Consider the following 21917-nt stretch of genomic DNA (forward strand, 5'->3'; position numbering starts at 1 on the left):
GTGACCTGCGGTTAAGGAACGGTTTCGTCTCTGGTGGCTGCTGAACGGCCGCCCTAATGTCTGTGTCAGGCGCCCCGGAGGGCGCCGGTACACACTGAGAACGGAGACCTCCATGCCCAACTTCGGTCAACTGTCCGACCTCTTCGGCGGAATCACCGACATCCTCGGCGCCGTCGTCTTCTTCACCGGGTCCCTGGGTGGCGAGGGTGGGGTCAACGACTTCATCGGCGCGATCACGAGCATCAGCGCCGAATAGCCGTCACGACCCACCCACGACACACCAGAACACCTCCAGGAGTAGACGATGACTTTCCCCGAGTTCGGATCCCTTGCCGGCGTCAGTGGCGCACTGGGCTTTCTCAACGACTTCCTCGGCGCGTTCGGAGACATGTTCTCCGGCCTCGCGTACTTCACCGGAGGTGACTTCCAGGAGGCCCTGACGGGGGGCTTCCTGCAGTGACACGAGCCCCGTCCGGGGCGATGACCGCCCCTGACGGATCCGAATGCGGCCCGCGCGACTCTCCCTCGCGCGGGCCGCTTCGCGTCGATCAGGGCAGTGGCGTGGGACACCTCCTTCGCCACCTCGAGGTGTACGGCAGGCGACGGTGGTGAATCTCTGACCGGTCACTCATGGACACTGCTCGAGCCGCAGGCGAACTTCTGGCAAAGAACGCGCATTAATGAGACTTCTTAAGGCTTCGTAGTTTAGAGTGACTCAGGGCACAGACCCGCCGCACGGTGACCGGCCAGCGCCGCAGGATTGAACTGAGACGCATGTCACAATTGACACCGATGCGACTTAGGTTATCCTAACTCAGTGCCCCCTCAGCCGGGGCGACATCACAGTACAAGGGAGAAATACATGCCTGACTTCGGAGCGATCGCCGGCCTGCTCGGCAACGTGAAGAGCATCTTCGACTTCATCGCCGGGACCACCGGTTCCCTCGCGGGCTTCGGCGGGGAGGATGGCGCGCCTGCCCTCATCGAGGGGCTCCTCGGCGGCAGCTCTGCCGCCCCCGAGGCGACCAACTGATCGTCCCGTTCGGGCGGACACGCCCTTCCAGCTGTGTGTTCGCCGTCCGCGGTTCGCCGCACTCGGTCTGCCGTCACATCTCGGCAGCCGTCCCCTCATCTCGTCCGCCGTGCGATCTAGTGTGCGGCGACACCAACAATCAAGGAGATCATCATGGGTTCTGAGGCACTGGGCGCGATCGCTGCCCTGAGCAAGCTCGGCGGCGACTTCGTCGGCGCTCTGGCGGCCGGCGCGAAGGCTGCCGCCTACTTCATCGGCGGCGGCTTCGCTGCCGACATGGCCACCGGCTTCATGAAGTAAGAAGCACCGCCTCAAGCGCGGTCGTCGAGGGCGTCGGAGTGGCTCCGGCGCCCTCGATGCGTGTGCGGACGTCGAGATGGCTGCGACGACGCGGCCGGTCTCGCGGACGTTCCGGGGGTGGGAAAATGCTCATAGTCGTAACGCGGGCCTGGTTGTCGTCGATAATGTTGACGTGAGCCGCGCCGGCCGGCTCCGCGGTTTCCCTCGGTCCACCTGACTGTGGGAGCCTCGGAGCGTGCCCCGCGGATGCAATACGCACGACCTGCGGACGCAATAGTGGTACTACTGTGTCTAGTGGGACTTGTGTGACTACTGGGAATCGGGTTAGCGTTCCCGCAGGAATGCCCGGGTCCGTCTGTGAACAACGAGAATGTAAGGCGTCGAAATATGCGTTCAGTGAAGCGGTTCGGCACGAAGGTCGCGACAGCGGCCCTCGCTGCGGCCATGGTCCCCGTCGTCGCCACGGGCACGGCCCAGGCCCAGGGCGGAAACATCCAGTACACCAAGGCCACGGCCGCCAACAAGGTCGTCGAGACCAAGCTGCCCGACGGCCGCTTGATCGTCTCGGTGTGGTCGGACAAGATGGCGATCGAGGTCCCCAACATCGTCCAGCCGCCGCGTAACGGTAACGCCGGGGCCCCGGTGCTGTACCTGATCAACGGCGCCGGCGGCGGCGAGGACTCGGCCACCTGGCAGGCGCAGTCCGACGTGAAGAAGTTCATGTCCGACAAGGACGCGTGGACCGTCACCCCGATCGGCGGCGCCTTCTCGTACTACACGGACTGGCAGCGGCACGATCCCAACGTCCAGACCCGCTTCGCCCGCGAGACCGACCGCCCGATGGCGTTCGAGACCTTCCTCGCCGAGGAGCTCCCGAACCTCTTCGAGGGTCGCTACGGTGGCAATTACGAGGGCCGCAAGCGTGGCCTCGCCGCGATCTCCATGACCGCCACCTCGGTCTTGACGATCGCCCAGAAGCACCCGGGCAGGTTCCAGGCCATCGGCTCGTACTCGGGTTGTGCCGAGACGTCCACCCCGATCGGTCACGAGTTCATCAACATCGTCACCGGTCTCCGTGGCGGCGCGAACCTCGACAACATGTGGGGCCCCTTCCCGGGTGAGCCCCGCACCGGGACCAACAACTGGTTCGACAACGACCCGGTCTGGGGTGCCTTCCGCTTCCAGGAGCAGATGAAGAACAATCAGCTCCCCGCCATGTTCATCTCCACCGGCAACGGCCTGCCCGGGCCGCACGAGTCGCTCGAGAACTGGCGTCTGCGCAACAGCATCCCGGCGCTGGCCAACCAGGCGATCGTCGGCGGCGTCATCGAGGCGGCCACCCAGTACTGCACCGCCAACCTCGCCCGCCGCTTCGGCGAGCTCGGCATCCCGGCCCACTTCGACTTCGCGCCCAACGGCACGCACTCGTGGGGCTACTGGGAGGACGACCTCAAGCAGTCCTGGCCGATGATGGGTCGCGCCATGGGTGCCAGCTGGGGCTGAGCCTGATCCCCTGATGCCGAGCGGCGCACGCGCCGCCCCGGACCTCCACGAACCCCGCACCACCGACGACCGGTGGTGCGGGGTTCGTCGTATCCAGGGGTGACCGCGCAGACCGGAGTGCAGTCCGGCATCCTGTACACATGACCACGATGGAGGACCCGCAGCGGGTGGAGCTGCAGCACTCGGACGGCAGCACGAGTCCGCTGCTGATCGTCGAGACGGCTCGGCGGGACGAGAGCCGGCCGGCGATCCTGGTGCTGCCGGGCATCGCCGTCGGCGCCCGGTACTACCTCCCCCTCGCCCGCGCGTTGGCGGCCGAGGGCGTCGACGTCGCCATCACCGAGCTCCGCGGTCAGGGTGAGAGCACCTACCGCATCGGGCGTCGCAGCGGCCCGGCCGGCTACCACGAGAGCGCCGCCGAGGACGTCCCGCTCGCGTTGGACGCGATGGAGCAGCGTCTCGGCGCGCGGTCCGTCGTGCTGCTGGGCCACAGCATGGGCGCGCAGATCGGCGTCTACCACCTCGCCCGCCACGACCCGCGGGTCGTGGGCCTGATCGCCGTGGCCGCCCAGTCACCGTTCCACCGGGGTTTCCCGGGCTCCTTCGGGCACAAGCTTCGCGCCGCGTCGGTCATCCTCCCGACGCTGGCCTGGCTGTCCGGGCATGTGCCGGGCCAGTTCTTCGGGGCGCAGGGGAGAATCCCGGCCGACCGGGTCCGCGACTGGTCCCGGCTCGCCGGGCGCGGCGTCATGCAGCCGGCCCGGGCGGACCTCGACTACCCGGCAGGCCTCGCGCGGGTCACCGTGCCGGCGCTGGCGGTGGCGATCGCCGACGACCCACTGGCCCCGGCCGGCGCGGCGCGGAACCTCCTGGCCATGCTTCCCTCGGCGCGGACGACGCTGGAGCTGGAGCCGGAGGCGCTGGGCCACAACGCGTGGGCCCGCCGCCCCGCCGAGGTGGTCGCCCGGGTGCTGTCGTGGATCGACCGCGAGCTGGGTGCCGTCACCCCTGGTGGGGACGACGACGAGGTAGTCGGCGCCTGAAGAACTCGTACGTGAGGACCGCCTTCCGGGCCTCCTGGGAGTTGTCGGCGGCGCCGGCGTGCCCGCCCTCGATGTTCTCGTAGTACTGGACCTCGTGTCCCGCGTCCTCCAGGGCGGCGGTCATCTTGCGGGCGTGGCCCGGATGGACGCGATCGTCCCGGGTCGAGGTGGTCATGAGGACCGGCGGGTAGCGGACCTCCGAGGCGGGCCGGATGTGCTGGTACGGGGAGTAGGCACCCAGGAAGTCGTCCCAGTCGGCGGTGTCCGGGTCCCCGTACTCGGCCATCCACGACGCTCCGGCCAGGAGCAGGTGGTAGCGCTTCATGTCCAGCAGGGGCACGGCGATCGCGAGGGCACCGAAGAGCTCCGGATAGCGGGTGAGCATGACGCCCATGAGCAGGCCGCCGTTGGACCCGCCGGTCGCCCCGAGCTGATCGCGGGTCGTCACGCCCTCCTCGACGAGGGCGCGGGCCACGGACGCGAAGTCCTCGAACGCCCGGGGACGCTTCTCCCGTACGGCGGCGCGGTGCCACGACGGGCCGTACTCGCCGCCGCCGCGGATCCCCGCCACGACGTACACCCCGCCCTCCTCGAGCCACAGCGCGCCGCGCAGGGCGGCGTAGGCGGGGCGCATGGACACCTCGAACCCGCCGTAGCCGTAGAGGATGGTCGGACGTGGTCCGGCGGGGCCGGGCCCGCGCATGACCGTGTAGGGCACCTCGGTGCCGTCGTCACTCACGGCGGTGTGGCGGGTGACCTCGATCCCGGAGGAGTCGAACCGGTGCGGCGTCGAGCCGAGGGTGGTGGTGCTGCCGTCCGCCCGGAGCAGGACCAGCGACGGCGGGACGACCGGCCCGGAGACCGCGAGCACCGCGTCGTCGGGGTGTGGGCGCTCGCCCGCGTAGGTAGGTGCGGCTGAGCTGGGTGCGGTTGAGCCGGGCGCCGCACCCGAAACGGCGGCGTCGTCCATCCCGGACAGCCGGTCGCAGGACAGTACGTCGACCGAGACGTGGTCCGGCAGGCCCTCGACGGGCAGCGGGGTCCACTCGCCGTCGGCGGTGTCGGGGATGGAGAACGCGTCGATCCGCGACTCGGTGTCCTCGAGGACGGTGAGCAGGATCCGGCCGCGGCCCCAGGTGACGTCCTCGACGGTCGTGGACGGGGTGGGGGAGAACAGCACGACCGGCTCCGGCAGCCGACCCGGCTCGGCGTCGACGGCGGCCCACGGCACCACGAGCACTGACCCGCCGGGGTGGGAGCGACCGGCGATCTCCAGATCGGTGCGGGGGCGCAGCATGAGCCAGTCGCCGCACGAGGTGACGTCACAGTCCTCGGGCACGGGCACCGCGAGCGGGGTGGTGGAGGCGGGGTCGGTGCCCGGGGTCCAGAACACCTCCTGCGAGGTGTGGAAGTCGGGCGCCCGGCTGGCCAGGAACCGCCCGGTGACGGGGTCGTGCGAGGCGCCCACCGCGACGTCGTCACGGCGTCCCTCGAAGATCACCGGGGCCTGGGCGGGATCGGTCCCGCGACGCCAGAGTCGCACCACACGCGCGTACCCCGAGTCGGTGGCGTCGGAGCCGTCCGGGTCCAGCGGCGCGGTGAGCAGCACGGTGTCGCGGTCCACCCAGGACACCGAGCATTTGGCCTCGGGCAGGTGGAACGCCCCCTCCCCGGTGGTGACGAAGCGGCGCTCGGTCAGGTCGAACTCCCGGACCTCCACGGCGTCCGCGCCCCCGCGGGACAACCGCAGGAGTGCCCGGTCGTCCACGGGACGACGCACGACCGTGCCGGAGTACACCCAGTTGACGCCCTCCTCGTCGGCGAGGGCCCCGACGTCCACGAGCGTCTCCCAGTCCGGGTGGTCCACTCCCGGTGCCCCGTCGGCCAGTACGGTCCACGGCACCCGGCGCCACAGCCCGCGGGGGTGGTCACCGTCCTTCCATAGCGTGTAGGCGTAGCGGCCGCGCAGGACCGGCCACGCGATCCGGTCGGTGGCGTCGAGGATCTCCAGGGCGCGGGAATGCGCGGCTTCGGCATGATCTCCGGCGGCGAGATCGGCGATCGTCCGGTCGCTGCACTCGCGCACCCATCCGAGCGCCTCGTAGGAGTCGACGGCTTCGAGGTGGAGGAACGGGTCGGAGATCGAGGTGTCGGTCATGTCCTCGATGATGCACGTGATCAAGCGAACAGACCGAAACCCACCTCAGATGTTCACAGGCTCTTGTTACTCGTTCGTGAGGTCAGTACCATCTTCTATAGCTGCGGGTCGACTGACCCGGCCATTCCCGATCAGGTCGGGAGTGCATTTCAATAAACGGAGATACACACAATGGGTTCCATCACCGACCTCCTCAGCTCCGGTTCCGGCGAGTCCGGCTCCCTCAGCGGCGGCAGCGCCACCGCCAACATCACCGACACCATCGCCGAGGCGATCGCCGGAGTGGTCGAGACCACCCTCAAGTCGGTCCTGGGCAACCTGTCCTGATCCTCGCTCACGCGAGCGGCCGCGCCGCCTTCTCCACACGGAGGGGGCGGCGTCGGTCATTTCGGGTGCAGTTCCGGCCCGCTCCGCCGTTCCGGTGCCGCCGGTAGCGCTATCCTGAGTGTCGTGGCTGACACTCATTACGATCTCATCGTCCTCGGCGCGGGCCCCGGTGGCTACGTCGCCGCCATCCGCGCCTCGCAGCTCGGCCTCAAGGTGGCCGTCGTCGAGGAGAAGTACTGGGGCGGCGTATGCCTCAACGTGGGATGTATCCCCTCCAAGGCCCTCCTGCGCAACGCGGAGCTGGCCAACACCGTCCAGCGCGACGGCAAGCTGTTCGGCATCTCCGGGGACGTGAGCTTCGACTACGGCGCCGCGTTCGACCGCAGTCGCAAGGTGTCGGACAGCATCGTCAAGGGCGTCCACTTCCTCATGAAGAAGAACAAGATCACGGAGATCGACGGCTACGGGAAGTTCACCGACGCCAAGACGATCGAGGTCGACGGCACGGAGTACACCTTCGACAACTGCATCATCGCGACCGGTTCCGTGGTCAAGACGCTTCCCGGGATCGAGTTCAGCGAGAACGTGGTGGGCTACGAGGAGCAGATCCTCACGCGCGACCTGCCCGACTCGATCGTCGTCGTCGGCGCGGGGGCGATCGGCATGGAGTTCGCGTACGTCATGAACGCCTACGGCGTCGACGTGACGATCGTCGAGTTCATGGACCGGCTGCTGCCGAACGAGGACGAGGAGGTCTCCAAGGAGATCGCCAAGCACTACAAGAAGCTCGGCATCACGCTCCTCACCGGCCACAAGACCACCTCGATCAGCGACAACGGCGATTCGGTCGAGGTGGAGATCGAGTCCAAGGATGGCGAGGACACCCGGACCGTCACCGTCGACAAGGTGCTCATGGCCGTCGGGTTTGCCCCGCGCGTCGAGGGCTTCGGGCTGGAGAACACCGGCGTCGAGCTGACCGACCGCGGCGCGATTGACATCGACGACAACATGCGGACCAACGTCGACGGCATCTACGCGCTCGGTGACGTCACCGCCAAGCTGCAGCTGGCCCACGTCGCCGAGGCGCAGGGCGTGGTGGCGGCTGAGACCATGGCCGGCGCCGAGACCCAGACGCTGGGCGACTACCGCATGATGCCGCGCGCCACCTTCTGCCAGCCGCAGGTCGCCTCGTTCGGGCTGACCGAGGCCCAGGCGAAGGACGAGGGCTACGACGTCAAGGTCGGGAAGTTCCCGTTCTCGGCCAACGGCAAGGCGCACGGGCTCGGCCACGCGACCGGATTCGTCAAGGTCGTCGCCGATGGCACGCACGGTGAGCTGCTGGGCGCCCACCTCATCGGCCCCGACGTCTCCGAACTGCTGCCCGAGCTGACCCTGGCGCAGATGTGGGACCTCACCGCCGAGGACATCGCCCGCAACGTGCACACGCACCCGACCCTGTCCGAGGCCATGAAGGAGGCCGTCGAGGGCGTCGGCGGCCACATGATCAACCTCTGACAGCCTGCGGCGGGCCCGGCACCGGGTCCGCCGGCCCCCGGCCCCGGGCCCGTCCCCGCAACGAGAAGACCGTTCCGCACACCTCCCTCTCGGGGGACGTGCGCGGAACGGTCTTCTCGTCGGGGGGCCACCCGACGGAGGCCCGCCGCAGTGTGCCGGGCGACTACTCGGCGTTGAGGATCTTCTCCATCTGCGCGACGTAGATCGCGTCCAGGGCGCCGGCCGCGGTCGGCAGGACGGGGTCCGCCGCCGGGTCGTCACCGCGGGCCGCGTACTCGACACTCACGGTGGTGTCGCGGGCGAAACCGTGGATGGCGATGGCCCGGCTCAGTGCGCGCGTGCCGTCCGGCCGCGTCGTGATGAAGTCGCTGGTGACCCGGAAACCCTCGGTGCCGTCGATGGCCGGGGCGTCGGTGACCGTCATGTTCAGCTCGACGTTCGGGTTGGCGGCGCTGCGCGAGGTGGTGCACGCCTCGTAGAGGGAGCGGTCCATGAACTCGTCGAGCCGCTCGCCCACCATGCCGATGCCGAAGCGGTGCTCGGTCTCGTCCTCCTCCGACTGCTTGTAGCGGACGGCGGCGGTCACCCCGTCGGTGGTGGCGTGGTTGGAGACGGTCTCCAGGCGCGAGACCTTGTCGCACGCCGGGTCCTCCATGAGCTGGCGGCCCTGGTCGGCGACGAGCTTGTCCACCGCCTCCTGCAGCAGCTGACGGTCGACGACCTGGACGACGCCACCACCGGGCGCCTCGCCCTCCGACAGGACGAGTTCCTCCACGGGCGCCTGCGGCGCGGACTGAGCCACGGTCTCCGAGGTCTGGGTCTCGCTCGTGGGCTCGCCGCCCTGGGCGTTCTCCTCGTCCGACGAACAGGCCGTGAGAGCAGCCGCGGTGGCCAGCGCGAGACCGGCGATCGCGACGCGGCGGGGGGTGCGGGTGCGCAGGCGCATCTCTCTCCTTTGTCTTTCGGTTACCCCTCATAGTGCCACCGGGCCCCGAGGTTCTGTGCATTCTGCCCGCGCGCGCCGCCGCCCGTACTCGGCGCCGACCGCCCAGGGGGCCCGAAGTCGGGGGCGGCGGTCGGGCGGGGGGAAGCAGTGGAAATCGCCGGGTGGGACTAGCCTTGGTCCGTCACCGGACGAGCCCGATCGGCACCCGGACGACCACCCCGACCCGGAAACCTACCCGGAAATAGGACAACGCTATGGACCATGACGGTGTGGACGCCGTGCTCTTCGACCTCGACGGGGTCATCACCCCGACGGCCGAGAAGCACATGCAGGCGTGGAATCGGATGTTCACCACCTACTTCGACGCCCGGGGGATCGACCCGTACACGGATGAGGACTACTTCCGGTACATAGACGGCAAGCCGCGGGTGGAGGGCATCGCGTCGATGCTCGCCGCGCGGGGCCTCACCCTGCCCGAGGGCGACGACGACGACAACGACCCGGACGCGGACACGATCCACGGGCTCGGTCTGCGCAAGAACGTGATCTTCCGTGAGCTTCTCGACGAGGGCATCGAGGCCTACCCCGGGTCGGTGGCCTACCTCGACGCCATCGACGCCGCCGGCATCGCCTCCTGCGTGGTCTCCAGCTCCAAGAACGCCGAGGCCGTGCTCACCGCGGCCGGACTGCGGGACCGGTTCGAGGTGATCGTCGACGGCCTCGTCGCCGCCGCCGATTCGATCCCCGGCAAGCCCCGCCCCGACACGTACCTGCGGGGCGCCGAGCTGCTCGGTGTGCCCGCGGACCGCTGCGTGGTGATCGAGGACGCCGTCTCCGGCGTGCAGGCCGGCGCTGCCGGCGGGTTCGCGCGCGTGGTCGGTGTGGACCGCGGAGCCGGGCGTGAGACCCTGCTCGCGGAGGGCGCCGACCTCGTCGTCGTCGACCTCGCCGAGCTCATCCCCGGACTGACGGAGGCGAACCGGTGACCCGTATCCCCTTCTCCCGAGGACCGGTCCACGACACCGTCGGCCAGTCCGTGCCCGGCAACATCCGCACCACCTACGGCGTGAACCTCCGGAGCCACCTCGAGGTCCCCGAGATCAACCGCTCCACCCACCCCGCCGACCCGTGGCGTTGGGTCGAGACCCGCCCCAACGCGTCGCCGCTCGGGGTGTCCGAGACGCAGTTCGCGGTGGCGAACGGCTACCTGGGTATGCGCGGCAACCCGGAGGAGGGACGCGACTCCGCCCAGCACGGCACCTTCGTCAACGGCTTCCACGAGACGTGGCACATCCAGCACGCCGAGGACGCCTACGGGCTCGCCCGCGAGGGCCAGACGATGATCCAGGCCCCCGACACCAAGACCATCCGCATCTACGTCGACGACGAACCGCTCCGGCTATCCGTGGCCGACCTCGAACACTACGAGCGCAGCATCGACTTCCGGGACGGGGTGCTGCGTCGGGAGATCGTGTGGCGCACCCCCGCCGGGAAGAAGGTCGTCATCCGCACCAGCCGCATGGTGTCGATGGTGGAGAAGCACCTCGCGGTGATGACCTACGAGATCGAGCTCCCGGACGAGCCCGCCCCCGTGGTGATCTCCTCGCAGGTCCTCAACAGGCAGGACGGCGAGAACGAATACAGTTCCGCCACGGACGACGGCGCCCCGGCAGAGGGCTTCGACCCCCGCCGCGCCGAGGGGCTCGAGCACCGGGTACTCGACCCCCAGGTCACCGAGGACCAGGGCGGATACCACGTGCACGGCTACCGGTGCACCAACTCGGGCATGACGATCGCCGTCGCCGTGGACCACCTGCTCGAGACCGAGGACGACGTGGCCATGAGCCACGAGATCGACGACGACTCCTCGAAGATCGTCTACCACGCCCACGTCACGCCGGGACGGGTACTCAAGCTGACCAAACTGGCCGCGTACCACACCTCCGAGGTGGTTCCCGCGAGCGAACTGGCGGACCGGTGCTCGCGCACCCTGGGACGGGCCCGCGTGCGCGGGGTCGAGGACCTGCACCGCACCCAGCGGGACTGGTACGACCACTTCTGGGATCGCGCCGACGTCGAGGTGGAGGGCCCCGCGGAGACGCAGCAGGCCATCCGGTTCAACCTCTTCCAGCTGGCCCAGGCCTCGGCGCGGGCCGAGTACAACGGCATCGCCGCCAAGGGCGTCACCGGTAGCGGCTACTCCGGTCACTACTTCTGGGACACCGAGACGTACGTCCTGCCGTTCCTGACGTACACCATGCCGCGGTTCGCGCGGAACGCCCTGCGCTTCCGCTACAACATGCTCGACAAGGCGCGGAACCGGGCCAAATACCTCTCCGTGAAGGGCGCCCTCTACCCGTGGCGGACCATCAACGGCGAGGAGGCGTCGGCCTACTACGAGGCCGGCACCGCCCAGTACCACATCAACGCGGACATCGCGCACGCCATGGTCAAGTACATGTGGGCCACCGAGGACCAGGACTTCATGATCCGCGAGGGCGTGGACGTGCTGGTCGAGACCGCGCGGATGTGGGTCTCGCTCGGCTTCTTCGACGGCGACGGCATGTTCCACATCCACGGCGTGACCGGGCCGGACGAGTACACGACCGTCGTGGACAACAACCTGTTCACCAACGCCATGGCCCGGTTCAACCTCGTGGCCGCCGCGATCGCCTGCAAGCGGATCGCGGCGTTGGGTGACGGCCAGTGGGAGGCCGTCTGCCGGCGGCTCAAGCTGCGCGACGACGAGACCAGCGAATGGCGGCGTGCCGCCGACAACATGGTGATCGCGTTCGACGAGGATCTGAAGGTCCATCCTCAGGACCAGGACTTCCTCGCGAAGGAGGTGTGGGACCAGGACCTCGAGGATCCCCGCCGCCCGCTGCTCCTGCACTTCCACCCGCTGGTGATCTACCGGCACCAGGTCCTCAAGCAGGCGGACGTGGTGCTGGCGATGTTCCTGCGCGGAGACGAGTTCACCGAGGAGGAGAAGCGGGCGAACTTCGAGTACTACGACCCGTTGACCACCGGCGACTCGACGCTGTCCGCCGTGGTCCAGTCGATCATCGCCGCCGAGATCGGCTACTGCGACGAGGCCTTCGAGCACTTCTCCAAGGCGCTCGTGGTGGATCTGGCGGACGTGCACGGCAACGCCGCCGACGGCATCCACGTGGCCTCCACAGGCGGGGTGTGGTCGGCCCTCGTCAGCGGGTTCGGCGGGATGCGCGACTATCGGGGCGAGATCTCGTTCGACCCGCGGGTACCCGCGGAGTGGACGGGACTGACCTTCCGGCTGACGGTGCGGGGTACGCACGTGCGGGTGCGGTGCACGCACACGGAGATCACCATCGAGAACCTCAACGGCGCCGATTTCGCGTGCTCGGTCCAGGGCCAGCCGGTGACCGTGCCGGCGGGGCGGACGATGTCCATGGAGCTCGATGCCCGGGCCAGCGTCTGCCTGCCCTGCGTCGACGCGGGCTGAGCCGCCCCGCCGATCCGGCCCGGCGGGCGCACGAACCCCGCCGAGCCCGCCGGAGCCGACCGGACGGAGCCCGCTGTACTCGGCCGAACCCGCTGCACTCGGCTGAGGCCCGATCCGCCCCTCGGAATCCAACCCGCGTTCCGGGGCCGGAGGGCGAACCGTGATCCGGGGGGGCGGATCGCGGGAGATGAGCGGATCGCGGGAGCCGCGGGGTGGAACAGGCCGCGGGGTGGGGCAGGCCGCGGCGGGGTCAGGCGCGGCGGGTCAGCGGGGGCGGTCCGGCTGGACCCGGAGGGCGTGCAGCGACGTGGCCAACCCGTCGTACTGCGCCACCAACTGCACCAGCCCCACCAGTTCGGACGAGCCGAGGTGCGACGAGAGCCCGGCCCACGTGTCGGCGGAGATGTCCTTGGTCAGCACCAGCTCGTCGACTGCGGTCAACAGCACACGCAGCCGGTTCGGCCACCCGGCGGTGGCGGGGTCGGCTGTCGTGCGGGTGATCTCGTCGTCGTCGAGACCCACGCCCGCGCCGATCCGCTCGTGGTGGGCCCGCTCGTACGCGCTGCCCCGCAGGTGCGCGACGCGCAGGATGACCAGCTCGGTGGTGCGGCGGTCGAGGACTCCGAACGGCATCATCATCCCGGAGTAGGCGAGCCACGCGGGGAAGAGCCGGCGGGCGTGGCCGAGGGTGGCGAAGAGGTTCACGTCGCGCGAGCCGGTGACGCGTGCACCGAGCCGGTTGACGGCCCAGCCGAACGGGCCGAGCTCCCGGAAGCCGCCGGGCCGGATGCGGGGGACCTGCGCGGCGGTGCCGTCGTGGCTGTCGCTGCTCTCGTGGGGCTGGCTCATGGCCGTCAGGGTAGGCCAGCGGTCCCGCCGGGGGCGGACGGTTGGTCGAGGAGATACGGCGAGAGCGAGGACCGGTGGGCGTCCACCCGCAGCGCGTGGTTGAGCGGCGGGAAGGCCCGCTGCGGGCACGCGGGGCGGTCGCACATGCGGCAGCCGGAGCCGATCTTGGTGGCGGCGTCGACGTCGTCGAGGTCGAGGCCCTGCGCGTACACGGTCCGGTGGGCGTGGCGGGCCTCGCAGCCCAGGCCGATGGCGAACGTCTTGCGCGGCTGGCCGAAACGCATCGGACGGGTGGTGACGGTGCGCGAGACCCACAGGTGGAGGCGGCCGTCGGGCATCTCCGCGACCTGCCGCATGATCTTGCCGGGGAACGAGAACGACTCGTAGATGTTCCACAGCGGGCACGTGCCACCGGAGGTCGTGAAGTGGAACCCGGTCGCGGACTGACGCTTGGACATGTTGCCGGCGCGGTCGACGCGCACGAAGCTGAACGGCACCCCGGCCGCGCCCGGCCGCTGCAGGGTCGACAGGCGGTGACACACCGTCTCGTAGCCGGTCGCGTGGAAGGCCATGAGCCGCTCCACGTCGTAGCGGAAGTCCTCGGCGGTGTCGAGGAAGCGCTGGTAGGGCATGAGCACGGCGGCGGCGAAGTAGCTGGCCAGGCCGCGCAGCGCGAGCGCGACGGCGGCGGGGGAGCCGAACGAGCCCTCCTCGACGAGGCTGTCGAGCAGGTCGCGGTGCTCGAGGAAGGCCAGCTCGGAGGCCACGCGGAACGCCTGCTGACCGGGCGTGAGGTGGGCGGACAGGTCGAGACGGCGGTCCTCGGTGGAATAGCGGTGCCACAGCCCGTCGGGTAGGTCGACGCGGCGGGCGATGCGGACCCCGTGGGCCTCCGACAGGCGGTGTTCGAGCTCGGCGCGGACGTCGCCACGGTTGAGCCGGATGCGGGTGGTGAGGTCCTCGGCGGCGGTGTCGAGGGAGTCGATGTAGTTCTGCCGTTGGTAGAAGTAGTCCCGCACCTCCTCGTGCGGCATGGACAGCACCGAGCGGTCGACCGAGCTGTCCGGGACGTTGCGGGTCTCGGTCAGCGCGGCGAGCAGGTCCGCGGAGTTGCGGTAGCGCTGGTGCAGGAGCATGAAGGCACGGGCGAGCGCGGGGTGCGCGCGGACGAGGTCGACCACCTCGGCGGCCGGGACCTCGGCGGAGAGCTGCGTGTCGGTGAGCGCCTCGGTGACCGCCGCGATGAGCCGGGTGTCCGAATCCGAGGCGAAGAACGCGGAGTCCACGCCGTAGACCTCGGAGATCTTCACCAGGACCCGGGAGGTGACGGGGCGGGCGTCCTTCTCGAGTTGGTTGAGGTACGACGACGACAAGCCGAGCGACTGCGCGAAGGCGGCCTGGGTCAGGCCGTTCTCCTCGCGCAGTCGGCGGAGTCGCGATCCCATATGTGAGGCCGTCATCGGCTTTCCCTCCGAGGTCCGTGGCGAGCCCCACAATCTTCGCAAACTTTGCAAAGAAGGCAAAGAAACTCGCCACATTCGCACTTGTCGCAGGTAGACGCGCTGCCTGCCATGTGGCATTGTGTCTCCCGTAAGGGGCCGTAACTCGCAAGAGTGCGAATCCGGACCCGCCCCCGAGACAGAAAAGAGTCGCGATGTCGAACATCGGCAAGGCACGTACCGCTGAAGAGATCCAGCAGGACTGGGACACCAACCCCCGCTGGAAGGGCATCACCCGCAACTACACGGCCGAGCAGGTCGCGGAGCTGCAGGGCACCGTCGTCGAGGAGCACACCCTCGCCCGTCGTGGCGCGGAGATCCTCTGGGACAAGGTCAACAACAAGGACTTCGTCAACTCCCTCGGCGCCCTGACGGGTAACCAGGCCGTCCAGCAGATCCGTGCCGGCCTCGAGGCCGTGTACCTCTCCGGCTGGCAGGTCGCCGGCGACGCCAACCTCTCGGGCCACACCTACCCGGACCAGTCGCTGTACCCGGCCAACTCGGTCCCGACCGTCGTCCGCCGCATCAACAACGCACTGCTGCGTGCCGACGAGATCGCCCGCATCGAGGGCGACACCTCGGTCGAGAACTGGCTCGCCCCGATCGTGGCCGACGCCGAGGCCGGCTTCGGTGGCGCCCTGAACGCCTACGAGCTGCAGAAGGCCATGATCAACGCCGGTGCCGCCGGTGTGCACTGGGAGGACCAGCTCGCGTCGGAGAAGAAGTGCGGCCACCTCGGTGGCAAGGTGCTGATCCCGACCAACCAGCACATCCGCACCCTGACCTCGGCCCGCCTCGCCTCGGACGTCGCCAACGTGCCGTCCGTGATCATCGCGCGCACCGACGCCGAGGCCGCGACCCTCATCACCTCCGATGTGGACGAGCGTGACCGCCCGTTCATCACCGGTGAGCGCACCGCCGAGGGCTTCTACCACGTCAAGAACGGCATCGAGCCGTGCATCGAGCGTGCGAAGGCCTACGCCCCGTTCGCCGACATGATCTGGATGGAGACCGGCACCCCGGATCTCGAGTACGCCAAGAAGTTCGCCGAGGGCGTCAAGGCCGAGTACCCGGACCAGCTCCTGGCCTACAACTGCTCGCCCTCCTTCAACTGGAAGGCGAACCTGGACGACGAGACCATCGCCAAGTTCCAGAAGGAGCTCGGCGCGATGGGCTTCAAGTTCCAGTTCATCACCCTGGCCGGCTTCCACTCGCTCAACTACGGCATGTTCGATCTGGCCCACGGCTACGCCCGCAACCAGATGACGGCGTTCGTCGAGCTGCAGCAGCGCGAGTTCAAGGCCGCCGAGGAGCGTGGCTTCACCGCTGTCAAGCACCAGCGCGAGGTCGGCGCCGGCTACTTCGACCGCATCGCCACCACGGTCGACCCCACCACGTCCACCGCGGCGCTGAAGGGCTCCACCGAGGAGGGTCAGTTCCACTGACCACTGGTCGACCACACGAGGTCGACGCAGTAACAGCGTGAACACACCGGGGGCCGCGGCCGTCTCGACGAGGCGGCCCGGCCCCCGGTGGTGTCTCCACCCCAGAGTTTTCTCCTTCCGAAGGACCCAGAACAGATGAACAGCTCCCGCGACGGCGCCGACCCGGGGCGGATCACTCGCGTCGGTGTGGTGGGTGCCGGGCAGATGGGCGCCGGCATCGCCGAGGTGTGCGCCCGCGCGCATCTCGACGTCCTCGTCTGGGAGTCCACCCGGGAGCTGACCACCAGCGGCCGCGCCCGCATCCTCGACTCCCTGGACAGGGGAGTGTCCTCCGGCAAGATCACCGCCCGCGAGCGCGAGCAGGCCGCCCTGCGGTTGCGTTTCACCACCGACCTCGGCGACTTCGTCGACCGGCAGCTGGTCATCGAGGCGATCGTCGAGGACACCGATGCCAAGACCGCCGTGTTCCGCGAACTCGACGCGGTCGTCACCGACCCCGACGCCGTCCTGGCGTCCACCACCTCGTCGATCCCCATCATGAAGCTCGGCACGTGCACCGCCCGGCCCGCGCGCGTGATCGGCATGCACTTCTTCCACCCGGTCCCCGTGCTCCCGCTGGTCGAGCTGGTGAGCACCCTCGAGACCGGCGCCGCGGCCCGCGACCGGGCACAGGCGTTCGCCGAGCAGGTCCTGGGCAAACAGGTCGTCCACTCCGCCGACCGTGCCGGGGCCGTGGTCAACGCGCTGCTCGTGCCGTACCTGCTCTCCGCCATCCGGATGGCCGAGTCCGGGTTCGCCACCCCGGAGGACATCGACAAGGCCATGGTCCTGGGCTGCGCCCACCCCATGGGGCCGCTCACCCTGGCTGACCTCGTCGGTCTGGACACCATCAAGGCGATCGCCGACTCGATGTACACCGAGTTCGCCGAGCCGCTGTACTCGCCGCCGCCGCTGCTGCTGCGGATGGTGGAGGCGGGCAGGCTCGGCAAGAAGAGCGGCCACGGCTTCTACCGCTATGACGCGCCGCGGGCGATGGCACGCGCCGCGCGCTGAGACCATGTCGTCGTCGTCGCCGCCGGCACAGTCACAGTCACCGCCGCCGACCCCCCGCAGCGATACCGCGGGCGACCCCGCACCCACGCCGCCGCACCTCGAACCCGCCCGCGCCTCGTCGGTCCTCGGGTACCCGCGCATCGGCCCGCGCCGCGAGCTCAAACGCGCCCTCGAACGGTACTGGCACGGTGACGGGACCCGGGCCGAGCTGCTCGCCACCGGCCGCAGACTCCGCGACGCCACGTGGCACGACCTGCGCGCCGCGGGCATCACGCAGATCCCCGGCAACACCTTCTCCTTCTACGACCACATCCTCGACGACGCCCTGCTCATGGGCGCGGTCCCCGCGCGGTTCCGCGAGCTCGTCCGGGGGCTGGGCCCGCTCGACACCGTCTTCGCGCTCGCCCGCGGCCGCGCCGACGTGCCGCCGCTCGAACTGGTCCCGCTGCAGGGCACCTCCTACCTGTACCGCCAGCCGGAGTTCGACGAGGCCTCCGAGCTGGGGCTGCGGCCGGACGAGCTGCTCGCGGAGGTGGCGCGGGCGCGGGAGCAGGGGTTCGAGATCAGGCCCGTCGTCACCGGCCCGGTCTCGCTGCTGCTGCTGAGCAAGGCGGCGCCCGACGCCGCGCCGGGATTCGCGCCGATCGACCTGCTCGACCGCCTGCTCACGGAGTACGAGGCGCTGCTGGGAGTCCTGGCCGACGCCGGGGTGACGTGCGTGCAGTTCGACGAGCCGTGCATGACGATGGAACGCACCGCCGACGAGATCACGGCGTTGCGCCGTGCCTACGACCGGCTGGCGGCCGTGACGACGCGACCGCGCATCCTGGTGACGGGGCAGTACGGCGACCTGGGGGAGGCGCTGTCGGCGCTGGCCGCGACCGGCATCGAGGCGATCGGCCTGGACCTCGTGTACGGGCGGCGGTCGGCGGCGGACCTCGCGGACGTGCCGGGACTGCGCGGCAAGCGCCTCTACGCCGGCGTGGTGGACGGCCAGAACGTGTGGCGCACCGACAAGTTCGCCACCCTGGACTACCTGCGTGACCTGCGGGCCGTCTTCCCGGACGTGGTGGTGTCGACCTCGTGCACGCTGCTGCACGTGCCGTACGACGTGAACGCCGAGCCCGACCTGCCCGCCGAGCTCGCGGACTCGCTGGCGTTCGCCGAGCAGAAGGTCGCCGAGGTGGTCTCGCTCGCGCACGCACTGGTCGACGGCCCCACACCGCGCTGGCGCCGGTTGCCGGTACTGCCCAGCGCGCGCCGCGACGACGTGCGGGCGAGGACCGCCCGGGTCGACGACGACGACAAGGTCCGCGTCCCCTACGCCGAGCGGGCTGCCCGGCAGGCCGACCGGCTCGGACTGCCCACGCTGCCAACGGCGACCCTGGGTTCGTTCCCGCAGACGCGGGAGATCCGGCGTGCCCGCAGGGACCTGGCGGACGGGCGGATCGACTACGACAGGTACTGCGACTACCTGCGCGCCGAGATCGCCTCGGTGATCCGGCTGCAGGAGGACATCGGTCTGGACGTGCTGGTGCACGGCGAGGTCGAACGCAACGACATGGTGCAGTACTTCGCCGAACTGCTCGACGGGTTCGCCGCCACCCGCAGCGGCTGGGTGCAGTCCTACGGCTCGCGGTGCGTGCGGCCACCCATCCTGTACGGCGACGTGGCCCGGCCCGCGCCGATGACCGTGGAGTGGACCGGGTACGCGCAGTCGCTGACCGACCGGCCGGTCAAGGGGATGGTCACCGGCCCGGTGACGATGCTCGCGCGGTCCTTCTGCCGCACGGACCTGGCGCTGCCCGAGGTCGCCACGCAGCTCGCACTGGTGGTGCGCGACGAGGTGGCGGACCTGGAGGCGGCGGGGACGGCGATCATCCAGATCGACGAACCCGCCATCCGGGAGCTCCTGCCGCGCCGCGGCGCGGACCGGCGCGCGTACCTCGACTGGGCGGTGGGCACCTTCCGGCTGGCCTCGGCCGGGGCGCGACCGGACACCCAGATCCACACGCACCTCAACTACTCGTCGTTGCAGGAGATGAAGGCGGCGATCGAGGGACTCGACGCCGACGTCACCGCGATCGTCGCGACGCGGTCGATCGAGTGGGTACTGGAGGCCCTGGAGGACCACACACTGACCCGGCAGGTCGCGCCCGGGGTGTACGAGTCCCGGTCGGGGTTCGTCCCGGACATCGACCTGCTGCACTCGAGGCTGCTCCGGGCGGTGGACGCGGTGGGGGTGGACCGCGTGTGGGCGGTGCCGGACGGGGGGCTCAAGAGCCGTTACACCTGGCAGTTGGAGCCGAGCCTGCGCAATCTGGTCGCCGCCGCGCGGCGGATCCGACGGGCGGTCGACCCGGATTCGGTGCGCGGTCGAGGCGGATCCGACGGGCGGTTGCCCCGGATCCACGGGGTTCCAATAAGATCGGACACAGAACAAGTCCCGGGTCACGGGCCCGGGATCGGTAGTTGAGAGAAGAGGACGACATCATGGCCGGTCAGACGCTCGAGCACACTGGTGCCGCCATCGTCGAGGAGTACTACCCGCCGTACGCGACGGAGGTCGCCCCCACGTACCCGCTGTACTCGACCTCGATCTACGTGGGGTCTGTCATCCTCCTGCTGAGCATGAGCATGCTGGGCCTGCCCATCACCGCCATCGGGTACTACACGGAGAACGCCGGGGTCTCCCTGGGGCTGGTCATCGCGGCGGTCGTGGCGACCACCGTCGTCTTCCTCATCGGGCTGTTCATCTGCATGTACGGCTTCCGTAAGCACGGCCGCGAGGACGCACACTGACGGTCGACCCGGTCGTGGGTGCCGGCGCGCCCGCCCTCAGGGCGGGCGACCCGGCGACCGACGCCGAGCGGAGGTCAGCCCTCCGTCGTATGAAGATGGTCGCGACGGGGTTCCTCGTCGTGGCCGGACTGGTCTACCTGGTCGCGGAGTACGCGCTACACAACGGCGCCGACCCCTGGGTGGGTTACGTCCGCGCCGCCGCCGAAGCCGGGATGGTCGGCGGGCTGGCCGACTGGTTCGCCGTCACCGCCCTGTTCAAGCACCCGCTGGGCATCCCCATCCCGCACACCGCACTCATCCGTAAGAAGAAGGACCAGCTGGGCACCTCCCTCGGCGGCTTCGTGGGGGAGAACTTCCTCGACCCCGAGATGGTGAGCGAGAAGGTCCGCGGCGCCCGCATCCCCGAACGCGCCGGTGAGTGGCTGGCCGAGGACGACCACCGCGCGATGGCCTCGGACCAGGCCGCCAAGGCCATCCGTGCCGTTCTGGCCGTGCTCCGCGACGACGACGCCGTCGCGATCATCGAACGCACGATCGTCGCCCGCATCGCCGAGCCGGAATGGGGGCCGCCGGCCGGTCGGATCCTCGCCGAGCTCCTCGACGAGGGACGCCATCTGCCGCTGATGGACCTCATGGCCGACCGCGCCCACGGCTGGGTGGAGGCCAACCCCGAGACCATCGACCGCTGGGTCCGTGAGAAGGCGCCCACGTGGGCGCCACAGTTCGTCAACGAACTGCTCTCCGAGCGTGCCTACCGCGAGCTGCGCGAGTGGACCTGGCAGATCAAGGTCGACAAGCAGCATCCCGTGCGGGTGGCGCTGATCGGGTTCGTCGAGGACTTCGCCCGGGACCTCCAGCACGACCCGTCGACCATGGCCAAGCTCGAGACGTTCAAGCACGAGGTCATGGGCCGCGACGAGGTGCGACGCGCCGCCGGATCGGCGTGGGCGGCCGCCAAGCGCATGATCGTCGAGGCCACCGAGGACTCCTCGTCCACTCTGCGGGTGAAGATCGACGATCTCCTCGGCCGCCTGGCCGACATGCTCGTCGGCGACGAGAAGATGCGGGCGCGGCTCGACGACTACATGACCCGCACCGCCCGCTACGTCGCCGAGAACTACGCCGGCGAGGTCACCTCGATCATCTCCGAGACCGTCGAACGGTGGGACGCCGACGAGGCGTCCGACAAGATCGAGCTGCTCGCGGGCAAGGACCTGCAGTTCATCCGCATCAACGGCACGGTCGTGGGGGCCCTGGCGGGGCTCGTCATCCACACCACCACTGAGCTCATCTTCTGATCCCGGCCCGAGCCTGATCCCGACCGGCCTGTGTGACCCATCGCACCGCATCGCCGTACACATAGCGCTTGCTGTAGCAAGCACTCGTTGCTAGCGTTGGGGTCAGGCGATGAGAGACGGACGCCGGAGGGAGGTGACTCCATGGCCGCACAGAGTGGACACACACACGACGAGGCTGCGGAGAGCACCGGAGCACAGGTCGATGAACCGACCGCCGCGACCCTCGCGCGTCGCAACAAGCCGACGGGTGAGGTGCCGCGTCACAGCGACCTCACCTCGCACGGTGAGGACGACAAGCGTTCGTCCGAGTCGCAGGACATCGGGTCGTTCATCCGCGCCCAGCGGGAGGCCGCCGAGGTGTCCATCCGGCAGCTCGCGGAGCGTGCCGGCGTCTCCAACCCGTATCTGAGCCAGATCGAACGCGGGCTGCGCAAGCCGTCCGCCGAGGTCCTGGGTCAGATCGCCCGAGGTCTGAGGTTGTCCGCCGAGGTGCTCTACGCCCGCGCGGGGATCCTCGAACTCAAGCAGGGGAGTCCGGTGAGGGATGCGATCCTCACCGCCCCGGACCTCACAGAGCGACAGAGGGAGGTGCTCGTGGAAATCTACGAGTCGTTCCGAGCGAACAACGCAACGGCAGCCGCCCAGGTCGTCAACGTTCCCTGAGG

Annotated in this window: 20 protein-coding genes; 16 read left to right on the top strand and 4 right to left on the bottom strand. The window is 69.6% G+C overall.

Features of this window, described 5'->3' with window-relative positions; translation table 11 throughout:
* The first annotated feature begins 112 nt into the window (after positions 1 to 112).
* The 6 genes from AC3DEV_RS00620 (at position 113) to AC3DEV_RS00645 (ending at position 3879) form a co-directional block, all read left to right on the top strand.
* Entirely contained in the window at positions 113 to 256 is a 144-nt protein-coding gene (locus AC3DEV_RS00620; protein WP_167457909.1) for a hypothetical protein, read from the top strand.
* Positions 257 to 304: 48 nt separating this feature from the next.
* Positions 305 to 460 (top strand): hypothetical protein, encoded by a 156-nt coding sequence (locus AC3DEV_RS00625; RefSeq protein ID WP_167507209.1) that lies wholly within the window; start codon positions 305 to 307, stop codon positions 458 to 460.
* A 402-nt stretch (positions 461 to 862) separates the two neighbouring features.
* Complete coding sequence (locus AC3DEV_RS00630; RefSeq protein ID WP_488370966.1) at positions 863 to 1033, top strand: hypothetical protein; 171 nt, start codon at positions 863 to 865, stop codon at positions 1031 to 1033.
* A 153-nt stretch (positions 1034 to 1186) separates the two neighbouring features.
* Positions 1187 to 1333, top strand: a complete 147-nt coding sequence (locus AC3DEV_RS00635; RefSeq protein WP_488370967.1) for a hypothetical protein — start codon at positions 1187 to 1189, stop codon at positions 1331 to 1333.
* 387 nt (positions 1334 to 1720) lie between these two features.
* The gene (locus tag AC3DEV_RS00640) at positions 1721 to 2836 is read left to right on the top strand and encodes an alpha/beta hydrolase (RefSeq protein WP_488370968.1); all 1116 of its coding nucleotides are present in this window, start codon (positions 1721 to 1723) and stop codon (positions 2834 to 2836) included.
* Between the two features lie 140 nt (positions 2837 to 2976).
* Entirely contained in the window at positions 2977 to 3879 is a 903-nt protein-coding gene (locus AC3DEV_RS00645) for an alpha/beta fold hydrolase (protein WP_488370969.1), read from the top strand.
* On the opposite strand, the gene AC3DEV_RS00650 is transcribed toward AC3DEV_RS00645, so the two are convergent.
* Positions 3839 to 6037 carry a prolyl oligopeptidase family serine peptidase gene (locus AC3DEV_RS00650; protein WP_488370970.1) on the bottom strand — a complete coding sequence of 733 codons (2199 nt, stop codon included), beginning with the start codon at positions 6035 to 6037 and terminating at the stop codon, positions 3839 to 3841. The two genes, AC3DEV_RS00645 and AC3DEV_RS00650, sit on opposite strands and share 41 nt — an antisense overlap.
* Positions 6038 to 6208: 171 nt before the next feature.
* Between AC3DEV_RS00650 and AC3DEV_RS00655 the strand changes: the two genes are divergently transcribed.
* Both AC3DEV_RS00655 and lpdA read left to right on the top strand, forming a co-directional pair.
* Positions 6209 to 6364, top strand: a complete 156-nt coding sequence (locus tag AC3DEV_RS00655) for a hypothetical protein (protein ID WP_488370971.1) — start codon at positions 6209 to 6211, stop codon at positions 6362 to 6364.
* A 123-nt stretch (positions 6365 to 6487) separates the two neighbouring features.
* On the top strand, positions 6488 to 7879 hold the full coding sequence (lpdA, locus tag AC3DEV_RS00660; protein WP_413956788.1) for a dihydrolipoyl dehydrogenase: 1392 nt from the start codon (positions 6488 to 6490) through the stop codon (positions 7877 to 7879).
* 163 nt (positions 7880 to 8042) lie between these two features.
* Here the strand turns inward: lpdA and AC3DEV_RS00665 are convergent, their stop codons facing one another.
* Entirely contained in the window at positions 8043 to 8825 is a 783-nt protein-coding gene (locus tag AC3DEV_RS00665; protein WP_488370972.1) for a hypothetical protein, read from the bottom strand.
* Between the two features lie 254 nt (positions 8826 to 9079).
* On the opposite strand from AC3DEV_RS00665, the gene AC3DEV_RS00670 reads away from it, so the two are divergent.
* Positions 9080 to 9811, top strand: coding sequence for an HAD family hydrolase (locus AC3DEV_RS00670; protein ID WP_488370973.1), 732 nt, complete (start codon positions 9080 to 9082; stop codon positions 9809 to 9811).
* Complete coding sequence (locus AC3DEV_RS00675; protein ID WP_488370974.1) at positions 9808 to 12306, top strand: glycoside hydrolase family 65 protein; 2499 nt, start codon at positions 9808 to 9810, stop codon at positions 12304 to 12306. Before AC3DEV_RS00670 ends, AC3DEV_RS00675 begins: the two co-directional genes overlap by 4 nt.
* 264 nt (positions 12307 to 12570) lie before the next feature.
* Here the strand turns inward: AC3DEV_RS00675 and AC3DEV_RS00680 are convergent, their stop codons facing one another.
* Together AC3DEV_RS00680 and ramB are read right to left on the bottom strand one after the other, a co-directional pair.
* On the bottom strand, positions 12571 to 13155 hold the full coding sequence (locus tag AC3DEV_RS00680; protein ID WP_182634014.1) for a carboxymuconolactone decarboxylase family protein: 585 nt from the start codon (positions 13153 to 13155) through the stop codon (positions 12571 to 12573).
* Positions 13156 to 13160: 5 nt separating this feature from the next.
* The gene (ramB, locus tag AC3DEV_RS00685) at positions 13161 to 14615 is read right to left on the bottom strand and encodes an acetate metabolism transcriptional regulator RamB (protein WP_488370975.1); all 1455 of its coding nucleotides are present in this window, start codon (positions 14613 to 14615) and stop codon (positions 13161 to 13163) included.
* Between the two features lie 194 nt (positions 14616 to 14809).
* Between ramB and aceA the strand changes: the two genes are divergently transcribed.
* The 6 genes from aceA to AC3DEV_RS00715 all read left to right on the top strand — a co-directional run bounded on the left by aceA (position 14810) and on the right by AC3DEV_RS00715 (position 21915).
* A complete protein-coding gene (gene aceA, locus AC3DEV_RS00690) occupies positions 14810 to 16099 on the top strand; it encodes an isocitrate lyase (RefSeq protein WP_488370976.1) in 1290 nt (429 codons plus the stop codon).
* A gap of 135 nt (positions 16100 to 16234) precedes the next feature.
* A complete protein-coding gene (locus AC3DEV_RS00695; RefSeq protein WP_488370977.1) occupies positions 16235 to 17152 on the top strand; it encodes a 3-hydroxybutyryl-CoA dehydrogenase in 918 nt (305 codons plus the stop codon).
* Positions 17153 to 17156: 4 nt separating this feature from the next.
* Positions 17157 to 19628 carry a 5-methyltetrahydropteroyltriglutamate--homocysteine S-methyltransferase gene (gene metE, locus AC3DEV_RS00700; protein ID WP_488370978.1) on the top strand — a complete coding sequence of 824 codons (2472 nt, stop codon included), beginning with the start codon at positions 17157 to 17159 and terminating at the stop codon, positions 19626 to 19628.
* A 17-nt stretch (positions 19629 to 19645) separates the two neighbouring features.
* Complete coding sequence (locus AC3DEV_RS00705; protein ID WP_159148705.1) at positions 19646 to 19954, top strand: hypothetical protein; 309 nt, start codon at positions 19646 to 19648, stop codon at positions 19952 to 19954.
* Between the two features lie 14 nt (positions 19955 to 19968).
* Complete coding sequence (locus tag AC3DEV_RS00710) at positions 19969 to 21252, top strand: DUF445 domain-containing protein (protein ID WP_472981642.1); 1284 nt, start codon at positions 19969 to 19971, stop codon at positions 21250 to 21252.
* 141 nt (positions 21253 to 21393) lie between these two features.
* Positions 21394 to 21915, top strand: a complete 522-nt coding sequence (locus AC3DEV_RS00715; RefSeq protein ID WP_096906772.1) for a helix-turn-helix domain-containing protein — start codon at positions 21394 to 21396, stop codon at positions 21913 to 21915.
* Positions 21916 to 21917: the final 2 nt, after the last annotated feature.

The sequence above is a fragment of the Dietzia sp. IBK-p2-15D genome, assembly GCF_057773105.1.

Coding starts and splice junctions, on each gene's coding strand:
- AC3DEV_RS00640 (WP_488370968.1), top strand. CDS start 1,721: ATGCGTTCAGTGAAGCGGTTCGGCACGAAGGTCGCGACAGCGGCCCTC.
- AC3DEV_RS00655 (WP_488370971.1), top strand. CDS start 6,209: ATGGGTTCCATCACCGACCTCCTCAGCTCCGGTTCCGGCGAGTCCGGC.
- AC3DEV_RS00630 (WP_488370966.1), top strand. CDS start 863: ATGCCTGACTTCGGAGCGATCGCCGGCCTGCTCGGCAACGTGAAGAGC.
- AC3DEV_RS00645 (WP_488370969.1), top strand. CDS start 2,977: ATGACCACGATGGAGGACCCGCAGCGGGTGGAGCTGCAGCACTCGGAC.
- AC3DEV_RS00695 (WP_488370977.1), top strand. CDS start 16,235: ATGAACAGCTCCCGCGACGGCGCCGACCCGGGGCGGATCACTCGCGTC.
- metE (WP_488370978.1), top strand. CDS start 17,157: ATGTCGTCGTCGTCGCCGCCGGCACAGTCACAGTCACCGCCGCCGACC.
- AC3DEV_RS00680 (WP_182634014.1), bottom strand. CDS start 13,155: ATGAGCCAGCCCCACGAGAGCAGCGACAGCCACGACGGCACCGCCGCG.
- AC3DEV_RS00635 (WP_488370967.1), top strand. CDS start 1,187: ATGGGTTCTGAGGCACTGGGCGCGATCGCTGCCCTGAGCAAGCTCGGC.
- AC3DEV_RS00715 (WP_096906772.1), top strand. CDS start 21,394: ATGGCCGCACAGAGTGGACACACACACGACGAGGCTGCGGAGAGCACC.
- AC3DEV_RS00670 (WP_488370973.1), top strand. CDS start 9,080: ATGGACCATGACGGTGTGGACGCCGTGCTCTTCGACCTCGACGGGGTC.
- AC3DEV_RS00650 (WP_488370970.1), bottom strand. CDS start 6,037: ATGACCGACACCTCGATCTCCGACCCGTTCCTCCACCTCGAAGCCGTC.
- AC3DEV_RS00665 (WP_488370972.1), bottom strand. CDS start 8,825: ATGCGCCTGCGCACCCGCACCCCCCGCCGCGTCGCGATCGCCGGTCTC.
- AC3DEV_RS00625 (WP_167507209.1), top strand. CDS start 305: ATGACTTTCCCCGAGTTCGGATCCCTTGCCGGCGTCAGTGGCGCACTG.
- AC3DEV_RS00705 (WP_159148705.1), top strand. CDS start 19,646: ATGGCCGGTCAGACGCTCGAGCACACTGGTGCCGCCATCGTCGAGGAG.
- aceA (WP_488370976.1), top strand. CDS start 14,810: ATGTCGAACATCGGCAAGGCACGTACCGCTGAAGAGATCCAGCAGGAC.
- ramB (WP_488370975.1), bottom strand. CDS start 14,615: ATGACGGCCTCACATATGGGATCGCGACTCCGCCGACTGCGCGAGGAG.
- AC3DEV_RS00620 (WP_167457909.1), top strand. CDS start 113: ATGCCCAACTTCGGTCAACTGTCCGACCTCTTCGGCGGAATCACCGAC.